This is a genomic window from Brachyspira murdochii DSM 12563 (assembly GCF_000092845.1).
GTDB lineage: Bacteria > Spirochaetota > Brachyspiria > Brachyspirales > Brachyspiraceae > Brachyspira > Brachyspira murdochii.
Genome location: NC_014150.1, coordinates 657720 through 674733, shown reverse-complemented (window position 1 = coordinate 674733; position 17014 = coordinate 657720). Strand labels below are relative to the sequence as shown.

General features: G+C 29.0%; 15 protein-coding genes and 2 pseudogenes. 8 read left to right on the top strand and 9 right to left on the bottom strand.

From position 1 onward, the window contains the following. Positions 1-47: 47 nt before the first annotated feature. Positions 48-653, bottom strand: a complete 606-nt coding sequence (locus tag BMUR_RS02805) for a hypothetical protein (RefSeq protein WP_013113081.1) — start codon at positions 651-653, stop codon at positions 48-50. 624 nt (positions 654-1277) lie between these two features. On the opposite strand from BMUR_RS02805, the gene BMUR_RS02800 reads away from it, so the two are divergent. From BMUR_RS02800 to BMUR_RS02765, 8 genes are all read left to right on the top strand, one after another. After that, positions 1278-1646 (top strand): ArsR/SmtB family transcription factor, encoded by a 369-nt coding sequence (locus tag BMUR_RS02800; protein ID WP_013113080.1) that lies wholly within the window; start codon positions 1278-1280, stop codon positions 1644-1646. Further along, positions 1633-3570 carry a heavy metal translocating P-type ATPase gene (locus BMUR_RS02795; RefSeq protein ID WP_013113079.1) on the top strand — a complete coding sequence of 646 codons (1938 nt, stop codon included), beginning with the start codon at positions 1633-1635 and terminating at the stop codon, positions 3568-3570. The genes BMUR_RS02800 and BMUR_RS02795 overlap by 14 nt, the downstream gene beginning before the upstream one ends. A 150-nt stretch (positions 3571-3720) precedes the next feature. Continuing rightward, on the top strand, positions 3721-4812 hold the full coding sequence (gene rsgA, locus BMUR_RS02790; protein ID WP_013113078.1) for a ribosome small subunit-dependent GTPase A: 1092 nt from the start codon (positions 3721-3723) through the stop codon (positions 4810-4812). Positions 4813-5087: 275 nt separating this feature from the next. Further along, positions 5088-5792 carry a DUF6198 family protein gene (locus tag BMUR_RS02785; protein WP_013113077.1) on the top strand — a complete coding sequence of 235 codons (705 nt, stop codon included), beginning with the start codon at positions 5088-5090 and terminating at the stop codon, positions 5790-5792. Positions 5793-6345: 553 nt separating this feature from the next. Then, a complete protein-coding gene (locus tag BMUR_RS02780) occupies positions 6346-8259 on the top strand; it encodes a methyl-accepting chemotaxis protein (protein ID WP_013113076.1) in 1914 nt (637 codons plus the stop codon). A 120-nt stretch (positions 8260-8379) separates the two neighbouring features. Beyond that, complete coding sequence (rsxE, locus tag BMUR_RS02775; protein ID WP_013113075.1) at positions 8380-9039, top strand: electron transport complex subunit RsxE; 660 nt, start codon at positions 8380-8382, stop codon at positions 9037-9039. Next, entirely contained in the window at positions 9032-9613 is a 582-nt protein-coding gene (gene rsxA / locus BMUR_RS02770; protein WP_013113074.1) for an electron transport complex subunit RsxA, read from the top strand. The genes rsxE and rsxA overlap by 8 nt, the downstream gene beginning before the upstream one ends. Positions 9614-9654: 41 nt before the next feature. After that, on the top strand, positions 9655-10494 hold the full coding sequence (locus tag BMUR_RS02765; RefSeq protein WP_013113073.1) for an RnfABCDGE type electron transport complex subunit B: 840 nt from the start codon (positions 9655-9657) through the stop codon (positions 10492-10494). 76 nt (positions 10495-10570) lie between these two features. Here BMUR_RS02765 and BMUR_RS02760 read toward each other — a convergent pair whose 3' ends face one another. The 8 genes and pseudogenes from BMUR_RS02760 to argJ form a co-directional block, all read right to left on the bottom strand. Further along, positions 10571-10918, bottom strand: coding sequence for a cytochrome c biogenesis protein (locus BMUR_RS02760; protein ID WP_013113072.1), 348 nt, complete (start codon positions 10916-10918; stop codon positions 10571-10573). A 17-nt stretch (positions 10919-10935) separates the two neighbouring features. Then, positions 10936-11145, bottom strand: a pseudogene (locus tag BMUR_RS14585) (N-acetyltransferase family protein); the annotation flags it as partial. Next, a pseudogene (locus BMUR_RS02755) lies at positions 11145-11357 on the bottom strand (cytochrome C biogenesis protein); the annotation flags it as partial. The pseudogenes BMUR_RS02755 and BMUR_RS14585, both read right to left, overlap by 1 nt. Positions 11358-11374: 17 nt before the next feature. Then, complete coding sequence (locus BMUR_RS02750; RefSeq protein ID WP_041750049.1) at positions 11375-11857, bottom strand: GNAT family N-acetyltransferase; 483 nt, start codon at positions 11855-11857, stop codon at positions 11375-11377. A 20-nt stretch (positions 11858-11877) separates the two neighbouring features. Next, positions 11878-13089, bottom strand: a complete 1212-nt coding sequence (locus BMUR_RS02745; protein ID WP_013113070.1) for a dicarboxylate/amino acid:cation symporter — start codon at positions 13087-13089, stop codon at positions 11878-11880. A gap of 425 nt (positions 13090-13514) precedes the next feature. Further along, positions 13515-14753, bottom strand: a complete 1239-nt coding sequence (locus tag BMUR_RS02740; RefSeq protein ID WP_013113069.1) for an aspartate aminotransferase family protein — start codon at positions 14751-14753, stop codon at positions 13515-13517. Positions 14754-14790: 37 nt separating this feature from the next. Beyond that, positions 14791-15657, bottom strand: coding sequence for an acetylglutamate kinase (gene argB / locus BMUR_RS02735; RefSeq protein WP_013113068.1), 867 nt, complete (start codon positions 15655-15657; stop codon positions 14791-14793). 38 nt (positions 15658-15695) lie between these two features. After that, the gene (gene argJ / locus BMUR_RS02730; RefSeq protein ID WP_013113067.1) at positions 15696-16928 is read right to left on the bottom strand and encodes a bifunctional glutamate N-acetyltransferase/amino-acid acetyltransferase ArgJ; all 1233 of its coding nucleotides are present in this window, start codon (positions 16926-16928) and stop codon (positions 15696-15698) included. Positions 16929-17014: the final 86 nt, after the last annotated feature.

Here is a 17014-nt window from a genome sequence, read left to right as displayed (position 1 = left end):
TTTTGTATGGCAAGCATACTTCATAAAAAGTAACTTACTGTTTTTTATTAATCTTCCCAAGCAACAGCTTCATCAGCATTTCCTTTCTTAGGATCAATTGAAACTGTTAAGACTAGCTCATTTTTCTTATTAGCAAATTCATATTTATCATCAGCAGTAAGAGTTAATGTAAAAGACTTAGCATTATTATCTTTTGATGAAGTTATGCCAGCATCAGCAACTTTAATTTCTTTTACACCTGCTATTTTTAATGTACTAGTATTTAATGTAGCAATTATCTTTTTTACTCCTTCTATAGAAGGTCCTTTTGCTTCATCAGATTTACCAGTTGCAGTTACACCTGAAACTTTACCATCTTCAGAAACTGATGATTTGGCAAATTTCATTATAGCCTTAGTAGTGCTATCATTATCTTTTTTTTCATTTAAAGCTACTAATACTTTTTGTATTTCATCTGTTTTTATTGCTGTTTTTTGAGCTTCTTCTGCACCGCCTGCAGGTGTAGTTGTTGTTGGTTCTTGACCTGTAGGTGTAGTTGTTGTTGTGCTTCCTGTATTATCTTTTACAGGGTTTGTTGTTTTGTTGTTACAGCTTACTGCTAGTATTGCTGATGCTGCAACTACTAAGAATAGTGTTAAAATCTTTTTGTTCATATAGTGAACTCCTTTATAAAATTTTTTATTATAAACATTATTGTTAATGTTTACTGCTTTAAAAATATTAGAAACTTTTGATATGTATTGATAGAAATTATAGATTTGATTGTTTTTATTTGTAAAGTTTTCTCTTTACTATTTCTGTAATTCAACTTTACAAAGTTTTTTACTAACTTTTTTATCAATGTTTCTAATTTAATCATACTTAAATGCTAGAGGGCTTTATCCTTTATGTCAATACCAAGCAATTGTTTTTGTATAAAAAAAATTATTTTTTTTAGTTTTTTTCTAGCTGTTTTTTTAGATATTAAAGAAAAAATTGATTTCTCTTTTATTTTTTATAAAAATATTATTTTATTTTTTTTTGATTTTTTTAAAATCATAATCAAAATATAATTTTTTCACTTGTAAATAAAATATTAAAAAAAATTCTTATGTAATTTTTATTTGTTAAACTCATGAATATAGATGCTATTGTTAAATAATGTTTACTTTGTTTTTTACACAATTTTTTTGAAAAATAGTAAAAAATATTCAAAAAAATTATTTTTTTGATATTGACTTAATAGTTATATAAGTATATTATTATATTATAATATACTTATATAAAGGTCGGCTTAAATGAGAAAAGAAAATATTACAAATAATGATGATGACTGCGAAGTTACAACGGCAGATGAGAATATATCATCACTTATTCCAAAACTTCCGAATGATGAAGAGTTTTCGCTTTTGGCTGGATTTTTTTCTGTGTTTTCAGATCCTACCAGACTTAAAATAATATCAGCATTAAGCGAAAAAGAATTATGTGTACATGAATTATCATCTTTGCTTGAGATGAAGCAGCCTTCTGTTTCCCAGCATTTAAAAATGCTTTGGCAGGCTAGGGTAGTGAAAAAAAGAAAAGTAGGGCTTCATGTATTTTATAGGCTTGATGATGAACATATAGAAAAAATTTATACTTGGGGGTATGAACATGTTAAAGAATAAAGAAAGGCTTTTATTTTTACTTGAGATTTTTTTAGGGCTTATTGTTTTAGTATTACTATATGCTTTGCATGATAAAATACATGGCATAACAGAATATATTATTTTCTTTGTACCGTATCTTATTTTGGGAAGAGAAGTTTTTAAAAATGCTGCTTTAGATTTTATAAAGGGAAAGTTCATGCGTGAGAGTTTTCTTATGAGCATTGCCACAGTAGGAGCTATTATACTTCATCAGCTTCCGGAGGCTTTGGCTGTACTTATGTTTTATAGGGTCGGTGATTATTTTGAGGATATGGCTGTTGATAAATCAAAACGTACAATAGCAGCATTAATGGCAATAAGACCAGACTCAGCAAACATTATAAGAGAAAACGGAAATATTGAAAAAGCAGATATATCAGAGGTTCATATTGGGGATAATATAATAATTAACCCTTTTGAGAAAGTACCTCTTGACTCTGTTATATATGAGGGTGAAAGCTGGATTGATACTAAGGCATTGACAGGTGAGAGTATGCCTAGAAGTGTTAAGGTTAATGATGAAATTTTGGCTGGTACTATAAATGGTGATAACACTATTAAAGCAAAAGTTGTAAGAGCGTATGCTGAGTCTTCCATTGCTAAAATACTTAAATTGGTTCAGGATTCTCAAAACAGAAAGGCTAATATTGAGCAGTTTATAAGTAAGTTTGCTGGTGTTTATACTCCTATAGTGGTATTTGGGGCAATTTTCCTCACAGTGATACCTACACTTATATACGGTAAAGAGGTTTTTGCCAATTGGTTTCAGCGTTCTTTAACTTTGCTTGTAGTGTCTTGTCCTTGTGCTTTTATGGTGGGTATTCCTTTAACATATTTTGCTTCTATAGGAAGGGCTTCAAAATTAGGGGTAATGGTTAAAGGAGGTGTATTTTTAGATTTGCTTGCTAAGACTGATAAAGTAATTTTTGATAAAACAGGTACTCTTACAAAAGGTGAGTTTGCTATAAAAGAAATATACAATACTGGTGTATACGATGATGAAGCTATGATTAAATATGCAGCTTATGCTGAAACAGGTTCTTCTCACCCCATTGCAGTATCTATAGTAGAACATTATAAAAAACATCATAATGGTACTATAAATGATAGTCTGATTTCATCTCATAAAGATATTAGCGGCAAAGGAGCTTCTGCTGTAGTAGAAAATAAGAATATACTTGTAGGGGGTATTAATTTATTAAAGCAGAATAATATTGATACTTCTAATTATAAAGAAAATATTAATGTTCATATAGCTATAGATTCAAAATATGCAGGAGGTTTTTTAATTGATGATAGTGTGAAAGATGATACAAAAGAAGCTATATCATTATTAAACTCTATGAATATAAAGACTGCATTGATTAGCGGAGATAATGTTAATAGAGTAGAAGAATTTGCTAAAGAGATGAATATACAATCATTTAAAGGAGGCTGTTTGCCTGAAGATAAAGTTAATGTATTAGAAGATATGATGAAAGATTCCAAAGCTTCAATATTTGTAGGCGATGGTATTAATGATGCTCCTTCTTTGGCACGTGCTGATATAGGCATAGCTATGGGAGGTCTTGGTTCTGATGCTGCTATTGAGAATGCCGATGTTGTTATTATGGACGATAAGCCTTCAAAAGTTGCTTCTGTTATAAAACTTGCCAAAAAGAATAATATTGTAGTATGGCAGAATATACTTTTAGCATTGGTAATAAAATTCGGAGCTATTATATTGGGTGCTTTAGGGCTTGCTAGTATGTGGCTTGCTATATTTGCTGATACTGGAGTAACTGTGATAGTAGTATTAAATGCTTTAAGGCTTCTTTATCCTTTGGGTGAAAAAACTGAAAATATTAATGCTGATACTAAAGTCTGCGATATAAAAGTAACTGACTGTGATTGCGGGCATTAATTGATAAATAATATTAAAAAAATTCTATAGAGATGTGTATTTTATATATGCATCTCTATTTTAATATTAATTCATAATATTAAAAAATTGACAAATATTTTTATATTTAGTATTATATACTTAATTATATTTATTTTGAGGTTATTAATATTGAAAATAAAAGATATAGGCTTTGATGAATATTTTGAAAATTTGGCATTAGAGGCTTTAAAAGTTAATTCTTTAGAGGAGATTAATAATGAAGAGCTTGTGCCTGCAAGAGTTATAAGGATTAATAAAAGATACTATACTCTTTTTTCTGATGAAGGAGAGTTTTTGGCTAGAATTAAGGGAAAAATTAGATATAATTCTGAAATACAAAGCGAGCTTCCAGTTGTAGGTGATTGGGTGCTTATGAAAAAGTCAGATAATAATGCCTTTATTGATACAATACTCACTAGAAAAAATATTTTGTACAGAAAAGCTAATATTAAAAAAAATGATATTCAGGCTATAGTAAGCAATATTGATTATGCATTTATCATAGTAGGTATTGATAATGAAATGCCAATGTCTGCTATAGCAAGATATTTGTCTGTAGTTCATACTTCGGGTATAAAGCCAATAATTGCCATAAGTAAGATTGATTTATATGAAGATGAAGAATATAAAGAATTATTAGCAGCTATAAAAGAAACTTATCCCAATGAAACAGCTTTTGCCTATAGTTCAAAAACTGCTAAGAATACAAATACATTTTTAAAATATATTAAAAAAGACACATCATCAGTATTTATAGGAGCATCAGGAGCTGGAAAATCTACTATTATTAATTATCTTTTAAAAGATGAGAGAATGAAAACTCAAGAGGTAAGAGAGTATGATTTTAAAGGAATGCATACTACTACACATAGAGAGCTTTTAGTATTAGATAGCGGAGGGGTAGTCATAGATACTCCGGGACTAAGAAATTTAGGTCTTTGGGAAGATGACAAGGGAATAAAAAAAACTTTTGAAGATTTAGAAGAATATGCTAAAAGATGTAAGTTTAAAGACTGTACGCATCAGCATGAACCGGACTGCTATATATTAGAACTTCTTGAAAATGATGAAATACCTTATGAAAGATATGATGCTTATATAACACTTCTTAATGAAAACAGAGAGTTACAAAAAAGTTCTATAGAGATAAGAAAAGATAGAAAGATAGCTTTAAAAAAAATAACTAAATATGGAAATAGAAATAAAAAAAATAATAAGTAGTATTCTATATACGAACATTTTATAAGCGAGAAATGAAGTATAATCCATTTTTTAGCTATATTTATAGCTAGTAATAATAAAAAATGGCATTAAATAAAATTAAGTCATCATAATTTTAAATAAAGCAGTATTTTATAGTTCCTATTTTTTGAAGCAATAAAAATCATTAAATTATTTTATCTAATTATTAATATTGCTATTGATTAATATGCTGTTAGTTATATAATACTAGCGTTAAAAAATAATAACTATACGTAGTAAATAGAGGTAAATGTATGACTGCTGCAGAAAATGATATCTCATTTCATAAACAAAATAGAAACTTTATAATAAGCGGAGAATTAGCTTTAATTATTGTTGTTATTATTAATAGTTTTAGTGTAGTTTTAATGCTTTATTCAGGTTCCGGAATATCAGCTATTTCAAGTGTTCCTTATGCTTTTTCTGAAGTAATAACAAATATATCTCTTGGCACTTTTACATATATTTTTCAGGGTATATTGGTATTAGTTCTTATGCTTCTCAGAAAAAAGTTTGTAGCTGAATATTTATTTAGTTTTGCAGTAGGGTTTTGTTTTGGAAAATTTATTGATATACATGAATTATGGATAAGTCATCTTCCATTAACTGTTACATATAGAATAATATATTTTATAATAAGTTATTTTCTTTTATGTTTTGGAATAGCTTTATCAAATAGATGTAAATTACCGATTATACCTACTGATTTATTTCCAAGAGAGCTTTCAAATATAATTAATGTTCCATATTCCAAAGTAAAGATAATTTTTGATGTAACTTGTCTTTTAACTACTGGTGTAATTACATTTGTATTTTTAGGGCATATAAAAGGACTTGGAATAGGTACTGTACTTGCTGCTTTTACAATGGGAAAAGTCATAGGGGTCATTGGACAGCATATTGATAGAAGAATAGAATTTGTATCTTTGATAAAACAGAAATTTAATATTGATAAATAGTCTTTATGAAAAAATCTTTATTGTTTTATGTTTTACTCTACAATTATAATATGATTAAACAATTTTATTTTATTAGCTGATTTACTTTATACAGGATTATAAACTTTTTTGCTGCGGATTTGTCATGTTAATGCTAGCAGGCACGCTTCGCGAGGTGTACTTTGTCTGCACTCAGATAATGGCAAAACCAAAGATATTAAAAATAAAACATGATTTTATTTTTGATGAACTATATTTATTTGGCTATATTCTAATTTTCACCTTTATATTTTCTAATTAATTATTTTTTATATTATAAAATATAATGCCTGATATAGCTTTTTTAAATTTATGTAATAATTACTAAATTATTTGTGATTAATTATAGTATTAAATTTATTTTTTATTATATTAAATTGTTTGTAATATATTTTTTACTTATTAGAACTAAAATATTATTTTAATTATTTGATTTTTTGTGTTTTTTGTATTATATTATACTGTATGAAAAAAAATTAGTTTTTTTAAAAATATCTAAATTTTTTTTAGTTTATTTTTATGTGGTTAATGTATTATGAAAATAAATAATCTTTCTTTTAGAATACCTTTTATAATTTCAATTACATTTATATTATGTATGTTTGTTATAGTGCTTATAATTACAATAGTAAGCTCAAAATCTATAGAAGATACAGCTATAAAGGGATTAAGAGTTGCTGCCAAGTCGTATTCTGATATGATTGATTTATATTTTTCAGAGAAGAGACTTGTTATGGATTTATACTCTAAAGATCCCAATTTAGCAAGATATTTAGTTAATCCCACAGAAGAAAATAGACTTGCTGCTGAGGCTTCTTTGAAAGAGTTTACAAGAGAAGTAGCTGATACAGAAGTTTTTTATAATTATTCATTAGTAAACTTTAATGCAAATATAATACTTGATTCTATAGGCGGAAAACTTCTCCATATTAATTATGGGGCTAATTCATCTGACTGGACTAGATTTAAAGAAACAGGATACGATTTTGCAGGAAGGGATTTGATACAGCCTTCTTCAGCTAATCCTCTTAATGCTATATGTGTTATATGGAAAGGCATTAAAGATGAGAATGGTAATGTCGTAGGTGTATTAAACAGCTCTATTAATTGGATGAAGTTTATAGCCGATTATATTACACCAAGCCAATTAGGACGCACAGGTTCTATAGCTATTATAGACAAAAATAAAAATATAATAGCACATAATGATACAAATAAACTCTATATATATGAAAGTAATATAATAGGAACATCAGCTTATGAGAGAAAACCAGAAACTATAAGAGAAAGAGAGGATAAATTTTTTCAGTATGTTTTGGATAATAAAGAAGGTATTTTAGAATATGTAGATGATAATAATGTGTCAGAAATATCTTTATTTAATCCTATAAATAATACTCCTTGCTATTTAATAGTAAGCTACAGTCAAGATGAAATTTACGGTGATAAAAATAGGCTTACAAAAATAGTTATAGTCATAGCTTTGATTATGTCTATTATAATTTGTCTAATAGGAAGATTAATAGCAAAATCAATAATAAAACCTTTGAATATGGTTGTAAAGGAGGCTAACGATATATCTAATGGCTATATATTAATAAGTAATGATGTTACCTGCAGTACTAGAAAAGATGAGATAGGTAATTTGATGTGCAGTTTTTATAATATGAAAGGTGCACTCACAAATGCTGTTAATACAGTAAATGCTATTTCATCAGAGGCAAAAAATAGGGCTGAAGAGATATCTTCAAAAAATGATAAACTTCATAGTGAAACAGAAAATAATTTTGATAAGATGCATACCGCTTTTGATATTACTAATAATATAGGCAATTCTGTATCAGAAACTTCAAATTATGCTAATGAACTTATAGATATAATGAAAGAAGCTAATGCCTATATAGATATGGCTGATAGCAGTATAAGCGAGGCAGCCGATAATTCTAATTCAGTAAGTGAGGTAAGTAATAAAATAAAAGATATTACTAAAGTTATAGAGCATATAGCTTTTCAAACTAATATATTAGCTTTGAATGCTTCAGTAGAGGCGGCACGTGCGGGAGAGAACGGCAGAGGATTTTCAGTAGTTGCTAATGAGGTTAGAAATTTAGCACAAAATACATCAGGTTCAGTTAAGGATATATCTTCTCTTATAGAAGAAAGCCAGAAACGTATAGAACTTGCTGCTGATTCTGTAAATAAATCAAAAGAATTATTTTCTGATATGAAAGACAAAATAGAAAAAACATATTCGCTTTTATCTAATTTCACAGAGGCTTTGAAACTTCAAAAAGAAGGTATAGATTCCATAAGTATGCATATAAGCGACATAGAAAAAAGTTCAAAAAATAATACAAAATTGGCAGAAGATGTAAGCGAAATTTCTAAGGAACTTGAAGAATTATCTATAAATTTAGAGGAAGCAGTATCATTTTTTAAGTTAAAATAGAGAATAATTAATAAAAAGTACCTATAATGTGTATATATTTGTGATATTACTTGAAAAATATTGAAGTTTATGATATAATATATAAGTGTATAATCTTAATTAAATCAAGGTTAAATTATTATGAAAAATTCTCAAGTGTTTATGGAAGGTGTATGGAAAAATAATCCAACCTTCGTTCAGGTTCTTGGTATGTGTCCCAGCTTAGCAGTAACCAGCAGCGTTATGAATGCTATAGGTATGTCAGCAGCTACTATCTTTGTATTAGTATGCTCATCTGCTTTAATTTCACTTATAAAAAAGATTTATGCTAATGAAGTTAGAATTATGGGATACATTGTAGTTATAGCAGCTTTTGTTACTTTAACTGATATAGTTATGAAAGCTAAGTTTTATACTTTGTCTTTAGCTTTAGGTCCTTATATTCCTCTTATAGTTGTAAACTGTATTATATTGGGAAGAGCTGAGGCTTTTGCAAATAAAAACGGTATTATACCTAGTATATTTGATGCTTTAGGTAATGGAGTAGGTTTCTTTATAGCTTTAACATTACTTGCTTCTATTAGAGAGATATTGGGAAACGGTACTTGGCTTGGTTTTGATATAGTAGGAAGCATAAGAGGTTTTGTAGAATCTGCTATGCCTTTTGCTTTGAATGCTTATAATGAAATTACAACTCCTTGGGTTGTTATGATTATGGCTCCGGGTGCTTTCTTTACTTTGGGTACTTTAATCGCTATAAAAAGAGCTATAGATGCTAGAGGAGGAAAAGCTAATGGTTAATTTAATTTTACTTTTTGTTGCTACTGTATTGGTTAATAATTTTGTATTAACTAAATTTTTGGGTATATGTCCTTTTTTGGGTGTATCAAATAAATTAGATTCTGCAATAAGTATGGGTATCGCTGTTACTTTTGTACTTGTACTTACTGCCGCTGTAAGCTGGATGATTCAATACTATATACTAGTTCCTTTTAAAATTGAATTCCTCCAAACTATATTATTTATTATAGTTATAGCTGCTTTGGTTCAGTTTGTAGAGATGGTTGTTAGAAAAACTAGTGAGAGTTTGTATTTGTCATTAGGTATTTATCTTCCTCTTATTACTACTAACTGCTGTGTATTAGGTTTGGCTTTATTTGGAGTATTATACAAATATAATTTTATACAGAATATAGTATTTGCTTTGGGAGCAGGAGTAGGCTTTACATTGGCATTGGTTATAATGGCTAGTATAAGAGAACGCTTAATGACTGCTGATATACCTGAGGCTTTCAAAGGACCTGCTATGCCTTTCATAACTGCAGGAATACTTGCTCTTATATTCTATGGTTTCTCTGGTATAATCAAAATATGATTATATTAGTGTGTTAGAAGTTGTTTAAAAGGATAATAAAAATGATGACATCTGTTTTGGTAGCTTCAATATCTTCAGGCTTAATTGCTTTGATATTGGCTGTTTTATTGATATTTTCTTCTAAAATTTTTAAAGTTGAAGTTGATGAGAGAGTTACTCAATTAACTGAAATGCTTCCGGGTGCTAACTGCGGAGGATGCGGTTTTCCGGGTTGTGCTCAGTTTGCTAAGGCTTTAGTTGATGACAAAGCTCCTGTAGACGGTTGTTCTGTGGGTGGAGCTGATACTGCTTCTAAAGTTGCGGACTTTTTGGGTAAAGTGGCACCTGCTCAAAAAGAGAGAACAAGAGCTTATATATTCTGTCATGGACATAATGGTATAGCTAAATCTGATAAAGTATATAATGGTGCTGATACTTGTGTTTCTGCTGTTATGGCTGGAGGAAATAAAAACTGTTCTTATGGTTGTGTTGGTTTTTATGATTGTATGAAGGCATGTGAGTTTGGTGCTATTATTAAAGATGAAAAAACTGGAATGCCTGTTATTGTTGAAGATAAATGTGTATCATGCAATGCTTGTGTTAAAGCTTGTCCTCAAAAACTTATAGAAATACACCCTGTTTCTCAAGAGTTCCATGTATACTGTAAGTCAAAAGATAAAGGTCCTATTGCTAAAAAGGCTTGCGACAGAGCTTGTATAGGATGCAGTATTTGTGTTAAAGCTACTAAAGAGGGCGGTATGAAAATAGATAATTATCTTGCTATAGTTAATTATGATGATTATTCTATCACAAATGAAAGTATAGCTAAATGTCCTACTAAAGCTATTACTAATGAAAGAGTAAATGCTGTAAAAGATCTTTCAGAAGTTAAACAGGCATAAAATTAATTAATTTGTAAATAAAAAAAACAAGAGTTTAATAATTATAGCTCTTGTTTTTTTATTGTATTTTTTTATATTAATAATTTAATACAATATTAAATCTGTCATTGATTAATGGTATTATATTCATCACGGGCTCTTCATATGGGTGAACTTCTTTCATAACCTTAATAATATTTTCCACATTTTTTATATCGGTTGAAAACTCTACTTTATCTTCAGGAGCTTTTGATATTTTATCAACTTCTCCGTCAAAAGGATTAGCTCCTTCTAAAGGACGCCAATATCCAGTAATTTTTGTTACAGACATAACATTATCATAGTTACCAACACCTAAAGCTCCTATACTATTTAAAGCCTCTCTTAATTTATCAGTATATTCTTCTGGTATATATATTTCTATTTTTACTTTTTTTAAATCCATAAAATTTTATCCTTAAATCATAAATCTATATAATAAAGCACAATATCTTCGTATTCATTATTTTTATTAAGATATCCATTTTTTACTATTCCTATTTTATTAAACCCAATTTTTTCATATAGTTTGTGTGCTGCATTATTGGATATTACAACGGCATTAAACTGAAGTATTTTATATCCAAGCTCAGCACCTTTTTTTATAGAATCTCTTACTAAAGCCTCTCCTATTTATCTTCAGGAGCTTTTGATATTTTATCAACTTCTCCGTCAAAAGGATTAGCTCCTTCTAAAGGACGCCAATATCCAGTAATTTTTGTTACAGACATAACATTATCATAGTTACCAACACCTAAAGCCCCTATACTATTTAAAGCCTCTCTTAATTTATCAGTATATTCTTCTGGTATATATATTTCTATTTTTACTTTTTTTAAATCCATAAAATTTTATCCTTAAATCATAAATCTATATAATAAAGCACAATATCTTCGTATTCATTATTTTTATTAAGATATCCATTTTTTACTATTCCTATTTTATTAAACCCAATTTTTTCATATAGTTTGTGTGCTGCATTATTGGATATTACAACGGCATTAAACTGAAGTATTTTATATCCAAGCTCAGCACCTTTTTTTATAGAATCTCTTACTAAAGCCTCTCCTATACCTTTTCCTCTTGCATCTTTACTCACAGCATATGAAGCATTAGATATATGTCCGCATCTTCCTATATTGTTTGGGTGAAGTATATAAACTCCGTATATTTTATTGTCTTCATAGGCAATACCTGTATAATCCTGCGAGCTAAAGTATTTATGAGCCTCTTCTTCATTTGTTAGAGTTTCTATTTGAGGAAAATATATTCCTTCTTTTATTATCTCATTCCATATATTTAATGCTTCTTTAAGATATTTTTTTTCGTATTTTATTATTTCCATTTTTGTACCTTTTAATTTATTTAATTTTGTTTTAGCCAATTTTTTCCTTTAAATATTCTAGCCATAAGCATTCCAACACCTACATCATTAGTAGCATTTATTGTTGTAGCTGGGGCATCTGTTATTGTTCCTATTAATACCATTATAGGTATAGCCTCCTGAGGAAAATTGAACGCTGATATTATAAAAATCTCTCCTACATATCCTCCTGCAGGTATTGCTCCCATAACTGAAGCAGCAAGCACCGATACTAATATAGCAGTAATAATATTTTGAGGCTCTAATATATTAACATTAAACATACTGCACATAAAAGTAATTTTTAATACAGTTATCAAAGCAGCTCCAGATTTATGAAGATTGCAGCCCATAGGGATAGTTAAGTCATTAATATCATCTGGTATTCCTATATTTCTTCCAGCTATCAAATTAGTAGGTATTGTAGCCGCTGAAGAGCATGTTCCAAGCGATACTAAAGAAGGGGGTATAATATATTTCCAAAATAGTTTTATTCCTTTTATTCCAGCACCGAGGTATGCGAATATTGTATTTGATAAAAAATAAAATACAATAGCAGCTATAAAATATATGATTAAAGCCCTAGATAAAGGTCCTGATAATGCAGCACCATTTTGTCCAACCAATACAGCAAAAAAAGCACCTAGTCCTATAGGAGCTAAATACATGACATATGAAACTACTTTTGATATAATGGCTGTTAAAGAACCAAACAGTTTTATTACAGGTTTACCAGCTTCTCCAGATTTAACCGCTGCAATTCCTACAAACATTGCAAATACTATTAATGCCATTAAGTTTTGTCTTGACCATAAAAGATTAAAATCACTTACAGTAAACATAGCTAGTATATTTGAATTGCTTTTAATATTACTTATAGTTTCATTCATTACTATATTAGCACCTTCTGCCGGATTAAATATTATAGTTATTACAAGCATGTAAATTGAAGCTATTATCTCTGCTAATAAAAAAATGATAATCATAACAGAGAGTACTTTTCCTAATTTATTTGTATTTTCCATATTTGATATAGAATACACTAATGAAACAAATATCATAGGTACAACACAGCAGTAAAGTAAATTCAAAAACACATCTGCTATAGGCTGAAGTACAGCTGCTTTTTCTCCAAATACTGCTCCTATAACAGCACCTAATATTATTGCAAAAATTAATATAAATGAAAATCTATAGTTTTTTAAAATATTCATAACTTGCTCCAAAACTATTATATTACTGTAATAGGTTACATGAAAAAAATTAATAAGTCAATATATTTTGCATAGCGGAAATATATATTCAAGTATTAATTATTTTTTAGTAATTATAATTTATGCATTATTACAATACTAACTAATTACTTCATCAACCGAAATTATATCATTTGAAAATATAAAATCTGAAGTCAGTATATTTTCAGTATGTTTTTTTGCTTGATACTAAATTCAGTAATATGCAGTATTTTCTAAATCTGCAAAGAAACTTGTTATAGTGTTATGTTTAAATATGAATCATAAATAAAACTAATTTTAATAAAGTTTATAATATTTTTTATTTGTTATTATAAACATAAGAAATAAAAAAGCCTTACTAAAAAGTAAAGCTTTTATTTTTAATTTTTTATAAATTAATCAAATTATCCTATGCATTCACAGAGTATAGAAACAGCCTTTTCAAGCTCTTTATCTGTTATTGTGAGAGGAGGAAGAAGTCTTATTTTTGTTTTAGCTGTTAATGGAATAGCACCTTTGCTTATACATTTTTCTACTATCTCTTTAGCATTTAAACCTTCTTTAAGTTTTATACCAAGCATTAATCCTATACCGTCAACGCTTTCTACATTATCAAGTTTCATTAATTTATCTTTTATATATTTTGATTTTTTGCTTACTTCTTTTAATAAGTCTTTATCTATAATGTTTAATACTTCCAAAGCCCCGCTTGCCGCTATAGGATTAGCACCGAATGTAGAGCCATGATCTCCATTATTAAATACATTAGAACAAGTTTTATTCATAAGCATTGCCCCTATAGGAAGACCTCCTCCTAAGCCTTTAGCTAATGTAGTTATATCTGGTTTTATACCGAAATGCTCTGAGCATAAAAATTTACCTGTTCTTCCAACACCAGTCTGTACTTCATCAGCTATAAAAAGTATATCATTTTCTTCGCAGTATTTTTTTATTTTTTGTACATATTCTTTATCAAGAGGTATAACTCCTCCTTCTCCCTGTATAAGCTCCATCATTACAGCACATGCATTATCTTCTAGTTTTGAAACAGTATCTTCATAATTGTTAGCCTCTGCAAATGAAAATCCTTCCAAAAATGGAAAAAAGTAATTATGAAAAACTTCCTGACCAGTAGCCGATAGGGTAGCCATAGTTCTGCCATGAAAAGAGTTTTTTAATGTTACTATTTTATTTCTTTTATATTCTTTATCATCATTGGCATATTTATCAAAAGAGTATTTTCTTGCACATTTTATAGCAGCTTCATTAGCCTCAGCACCAGAATTGCAGAAAAATACTTTATCATATTTTGTTATAGAGCATAATTTTTTAGCCAAATCTATATAAGGTTTTGTATAGTACAAATTTGAAGTATGCTGAAGAGTTTTTGCCTGACTATTTACAGCATTAATCCAGCTTTTATTACCGTATCCTATGCTATTAACTCCTATTCCGCTTCCTAAATCAATATATTCTTTTCCTTCTATATCTTTTAATTTTGCTCCGTTTCCGGATTCTAAAACTAAATCAAATCTAGCATAAGTATTAGCAACGTATTTTTTACTGTTGTTTATATATTCTTTTTTTAATTTTGATTTATCATTATTTTCAGTATTTTGTTTATTTGTTTTTTTGCATGGCATATTTTTACCCTCATTTATATTTTATTTATTATTATTTTTAGTCTTTATAAAACATAGTTCCTATACCTTCATCGGTAAACATTTCTATTAATAATGAATGGCATAATCTTCCGTCTATTATAAACACTCTTGACACTCCATTTTCAACAGCCTCTATACAATGTTTAACTTTAGGTATCATTCCCCCTGATATAGTGCCGTCTTTTATTAAATTATCTATATCTTTAATATTTATTTGGCTTATTAGAGAGTTTTCATTATCTTTATCTTTTAAAAGTCCGGGAGTATCAGTCATATATATTAAAGTTTCTGCTTTAAGGCTTTCTGCTATTTTGGCAGCTGCAGTATCGGCATTAATATTATATACATTTCCTTCACTATCACATCCGACAGTTGCAACTATTGGAATGTATTTATTTGTTATAATTGTGTTTAATAAATCAGTATCCACAGAATCAACATCTCCAACGAATCCTAAATCATCATCGCCTTTGTATTTACTTACCTTAAACATACCTCCGTCAATACCGCATATACCCAAACATTTTCCGCCGCAGTTTTCAAGCGAAGCTGCTAAATCTTTATTAACCTTTCCAGCAAGCACCATTTTTACTACTTCAGCAGTTTCTTTATCTGTGTATCTAAGCCCATTTACAAACTTTGATTCTTTACCAATTTTATTAAGCATAGCAGTAATATCTTTACCGCCTCCATGAACTACTATAACTCTTATTCCCAAAGTGGAAATTAGAGCAACATCACTCATAACTTTCTTTTTTAATTCTGGATTTTCCATAGCACTTCCCCCATATTTTATAACAACGGTTTTTCCAGTGTATCTTTGCATATATGGAAGTGCCTGATTTAATATAAATGCTTTATCTCTGTTTGAAATATTTTCCATTTTTATTTCCTAGTTTTTTATTTTTTTAATTCTGATTTTTAACTTCTGTAAGAGCCGTTAATTTTTACATAATCATAAGTTAAATCACAGCCCCAAGCAACAGCTTTACTTGTGCCAGAGTTCATATCTATTGTAATTTTTATTTCATCTTCTTTTAATATTTTTAAAGCCTCTTCTTCGCTGAACTCTACACCGTATCCGTCTTTATAAACATTCATCTCACCGTATTTAGAACCCACATTTATAGATACTTTATTGATATCAAAATCAGCGTCTTCAGTATAGCCTATAGCACAAGAAATACGTCCCCAGTTCATATCGCATCCGAACATTGCAGCTTTTACCAAATTTGAAGTAATTACAGATTTTGCTATTTTTCTAGCCAATTTTATATCGCTTGCATTTATTACTTCGCATTCTATTAATTTGGTAGCACCTTCTCCGTCTTTGGCCATTTGTTTTGATAAATATGTATTGACCATATTTAATGCTTTACAAAATATTTTATAATTATCATCTTCTTTATCTATTATATTATTTTTAGCTTCTCCATTAGCAAGCACTACACACATGTCATTGGTAGAAGTATCTCCATCAACACTAACCATATTATAAGTAGATTTTACATCCTCGCTTAATGCCTTTTGCAGCATTTCACTTGTAATATTACAGTCAGTAGTTACAAATGCAAGCATAGTAGCCATATTAGGGTGAATCATACCGCTTCCTTTTGACATTCCTCCTATATGAACTATTTTTCCGTCAATTTCAAATTCATAAGCAATTTCTTTCATAAATGTATCAGTTGTCATTATAGCTGCTGCTGCATTTTGGGCATGTTCTTTAGAATTACCTAGATTATCTATTAATGTTTTTATATTTTTTTGTATAGGCTCTATATTGAGAGGCACACCTATAACGCCAGTAGAAGCAACGGCAACATCTTTTTCATCAATGCCCAAAACTTCTGCTGCTAGTTTACACATTTCTTTTGCTTTTTCAACTCCGTCTCTATTGCAGGTATTAGCATTTCCAGAATTGCATATAACAGCTTTTGCTTTTCCATCTTTTAAATGCTCTTTACTTACAGTGATATTCGCTCCGCAGGCTTTATTCTGTGTATATACAGCTCCTACTGAACATAAACTTTCACTGTAAATTATTGCTAAATCTTTTTTTTCACTATTTTTCTTTATACCAGCATGTACTCCATTTGCTTTGAAGCCTTTAGCAGCACATACACCGCCTTCAATTTGTTTAAAACTATACATTTATAATCTCCTATTGTTGCTAGCTATAAACTCGCTTTAAATTAGCTGACAACTTCCAGTTATCAGCTGCTCGTTTATAGCTTTAA